3 protein-coding genes and 1 pseudogene are annotated in these 3,519 nt (G+C 59.0%); 2 read left to right on the forward strand and 2 right to left on the reverse strand.

Features of this window, described 5'->3' with window-relative positions; translation table 11 throughout:
• Positions 1-192: hypothetical protein (locus RCH11_RS18015; protein WP_327058406.1), on the reverse strand; the 192-nt coding region annotated here is incomplete at its 3' end.
• Between the two features lie 207 nt (positions 193-399).
• On the opposite strand from RCH11_RS18015, the gene RCH11_RS18020 reads away from it, so the two are divergent.
• Complete coding sequence (locus RCH11_RS18020) at positions 400-666, forward strand: hypothetical protein (RefSeq protein WP_327058407.1); 267 nt, start codon at positions 400-402, stop codon at positions 664-666.
• Between the two features lie 131 nt (positions 667-797).
• Here the strand turns inward: RCH11_RS18020 and RCH11_RS18025 are convergent.
• Positions 798-2,212: pseudogene (locus RCH11_RS18025) on the reverse strand (IS3 family transposase).
• 487 nt (positions 2,213-2,699) lie between these two features.
• On the opposite strand from RCH11_RS18025, the gene RCH11_RS18030 reads away from it, so the two are divergent.
• Complete coding sequence (locus tag RCH11_RS18030; protein WP_327058408.1) at positions 2,700-3,428, forward strand: hypothetical protein; 729 nt, start codon at positions 2,700-2,702, stop codon at positions 3,426-3,428.
• Positions 3,429-3,519: the final 91 nt, after the last annotated feature.

The following is a 3,519-nucleotide window of genomic DNA, read 5'->3' on the forward strand; positions in this document are numbered from 1 at the left end:
TGTGGTCAGCCACCGGGCGCTGGCCTGGAACGCCTCCGGCCCGACACCACGGCAGTCTTCGGGCTCGTGCACCGCTTCCCGGTTTACCGCCTCCGTATGGAACAACTTTTGAAACCCGGCCAGGTCGTCGGTCGACATGATGTTCAACGCCCGATGACAGAACTCCCGAACGTCGGTGGCGGGCTGGGTCACCGGGTGCCTCCCTAGCAAGTTAGACAGACAGCGTCTATCCGATAGAGGCCAGTATCCTCATTCCATGCCCGACGTCAACACGACGCGTTGACTCATAGAAAACCTCCGCGTAGTCGTATTCGTTGCCTCAAATGAGATCCTCCGCTTCGGCGTGGAGTGTGATCCAGGAGTCGGATGCCGGTTACGCCCGTTTGTATCGATCTGACAATGACGCAGCGGCAAGCTGTGACGAAGAAGAAAGCACTCGCGCATCGGGCCACTGATCGGGCGGGTAAGGGCAGGATCGAGACCGAGTGGCATCGTGACTATGCCCGCGTGGCATTGCGGGCGGCGTTGACGTTGAAGGTGGTGAAATGTTGGGCGGTGCTGCGGGCGCCGGCGGGAAAGCGTCTTGCGGCGATGCTGAGCGTGTTGGTGCCGTTGCTGCGCCGCGACGACGAGCTCGACAATTCAGACCATCATCGATCGTTCTGAAGTGGTGTCTAATAAGCCGAATTGAGAAGGTTGCACCCTCAGCCACACCGCCCAGTTGCGTGTCGCCAAGGAAGGGCATCTGGCGATTTGCCGGATCGGAATTTGTCAAGGTGAATGAGACCAGTGTGAGTTTAGGCAGCTAGTTTCTGGTCGGTTTCTTCCTCTGCTTTCTCGGCTGGTTTGTTGATCCAGGTTGCGCCGGGCAGGGCGAGGATCTTCGGGTCTGTAGCGGTGGAGAACCGCTCGGGGTGTTGAGTGCGAGCAGCGGTCAGGGTCGCTGAACGTTCGATGGCGTTCGCCGCGGCAAGGCCGTAGTGAACGTCGGCCGGGGTGTTCAGTCCGATTCCGGTATGCCGGTGGCAGTGGTTGTAACCGTCGACGAACATGGCCATGAACGCCCTCGCCTCCCCGACGGAGGCGAACCGTTCAGGGAACACAGGCGCGAACTTGAGTGTTTTGAACCACGCCTCGCTGAAGGGATTATCGTTACTCACCCGGGGTCTCGAATGCGACTTGGTGACCTCCAGATCCGACAGCAGCGCCGCGACGGTCTTACTCGTCATCGACGTGCCACGGTCGGCGTGGACCACGTGGGGAGTGCCGTGGATGCCGAAGATTTCCTTCATCATCTGAACCGCCAGCTCGCCGGACTCCGACGCGTGGACGTGCGCGCCAACGATATAGCGGGAGTAAATATCGATCATCACATAGCAGTCGAAGTACTTCCCCTTGATCGGGCCGGCAAGTTTCGTGATGTCCCAGGAGTAAACCTGGCCCGGGCCGGTGGCGACCAATTCCGGGATCGCCCGGGCTGGATGCCGGGCCAGACGGCGGCGCTCTTTGACCTGTTTATTCGCCGCAAGGATCCGGTAGATCGTGGAGATCGAGCCCAGATAGATGCCTGCGTCCAGCAGCCGGGCGTAGATCTGGATCGGCGGCAGGTCGACGTAATCGGGTGAGTTCACCACCTCAAGGATCCTGCCGCGTTCGACGTCACTGAGCCGATTCGCCGGCACCAACGCCGGCGCGGCCACCGGCAGAGGGACGCGCGGTTACCGGGTGGCCGTCGCCCGGGATACCCCCGCCAGTCCAGCAGCAGCGCGGGTCGGAACGTCGACGGCGATCAGTTCCCGGTACGTGTTCATCAGGATTTCGTGTGCGGTGGTTCGTTCCGCGAGCTCTTGGACAACTGCTCCAAGAGCTCGTGTGCTTTTCCCATAATCGTCAGAGCCACCTCCGTGGTGGCCAAACGCTGCTGGGCCTTGTCGAGCTCGCGCCGCAACCGGGCGATCTCGACCTGCTCAGCCGTTAACCGGCCAATCTTCTCGCCGGGCCTCTTCCCCGCCAGCACCCCCGCATCGCGAAGCTTTCGCCACTCCGTGATCTGCGAGGAATAGATCCCCTGCTCCCGCAAATACGCACCGCCCTCACTCCGGGCGATGGCCGACTCATACGCGGCAAGATGGTCAAGCTTCTGCGCCGGGGTAAAAGTACGCCTCGACGTCGGACCCCCAGACCGGGGCCCGGGACTACTGCTACTACTCATGAAACTATCGTCGCGCACGGCGATCAACGATGGGGTGGACATGATGGGACTTCCTGATCTCGCCCTACGTCAAACGGCGGACTTGCTGTTAGCTACTGGCCTCACCCAACCCTGACACGTAGGGGATGCCCCGCGTTGAATGGATACTCCACCTATACCCAGCCTCGGATCTGAAGCAAGTATGTCGACCTGCGGGCCTGGCCATACGGTTTCGCCGGTGACTCAGGCTGTAGCACCCTGGCGCGAGGGAGCTCCCGCAAAGTGGCGATGGTGGCCGTTTCAGCGTCACGTTGGTAGCCGCGGAAGAGGTAGCTCACTGTGGTGAGAAAGTGATTGACAGGCCCGCTAGATCTTGCGCGATGCGAGCAGTTATCGCCTGGTGGAATCGTGCCGGGAACGGGCGGCTGTCAGGTTCCGCCGCCGACAGTTCTTCATCCGTCCGATACACACGCATGTGGGAGTCCCGTGCTTCAGAATAGGGAATATCATGGACATTTTTAACGGCTATTGGTGGATGGCCACCTACGAAAACCAAGTCCTCAAATGCGAGTTCAGCGGACCCGGCGTGGGAGCAGCCCAGGCGAAGGAAAGGACATTTCTCGCATCTGAACTCGTGGGAATGGCCTTTGTACTGCCAACGCTTATGAAAAACGGATCAATAACCCTCAGCACACAACGAGGGATAACCAAACTGAATTTTAGGAAAAAGGATCGACTGGAAGTAGAGCGCCTCTACGACCTCCTCCAGGGCGATGCACCCCAGGCTTTTGGCGTGGCTCCAACTGGAAGCTATGAGACCAGTTCCTCACTCGCCAAATTAGGCAAGAGCCCGAGCGCGAAACCGAATACTCAACTCATGATGCCCAACGACGGAACAACATTTGCTCGGGGCGTTTCTTACCGGCAGGGCAATCTGGAGCGCGTGGGCTGCGGAGACCATCTTTTCGTGCTCGTAGCCGAGCTCAACAATGAATACGATGCGAACGCTGTGGGAGCGCACGCTCGCAAAAATGGCAAGGACTACTTGATCGGTTATTTACCCAGCGGGGATACGAAAACAAAGCTCTTATGGGACTTCTGTCTGAGCGCTAATGAAACGGGTACCGACGTCGTCATCAGCGGCGAAGTTAGGACTTACGACAGTGGACTAGGAGCCGACCTTCACTTGCCCAGTTCGCAGCACATAAAGAAAGCAAAAGCACAGCTGCTCAGCTAAGCCTGAATCCACCGATGTTGATTGGTAGTGTTCGGCGGTTTAAACAGAGAACGCCTTCCGGATCAGGAAAAATAGAACTTACTTAGGGATC

It is taken from the genome of Glaciihabitans sp. GrIS 2.15 (assembly GCF_035984695.1).
Classification (GTDB): domain Bacteria; phylum Actinomycetota; class Actinomycetes; order Actinomycetales; family Microbacteriaceae; genus Lacisediminihabitans.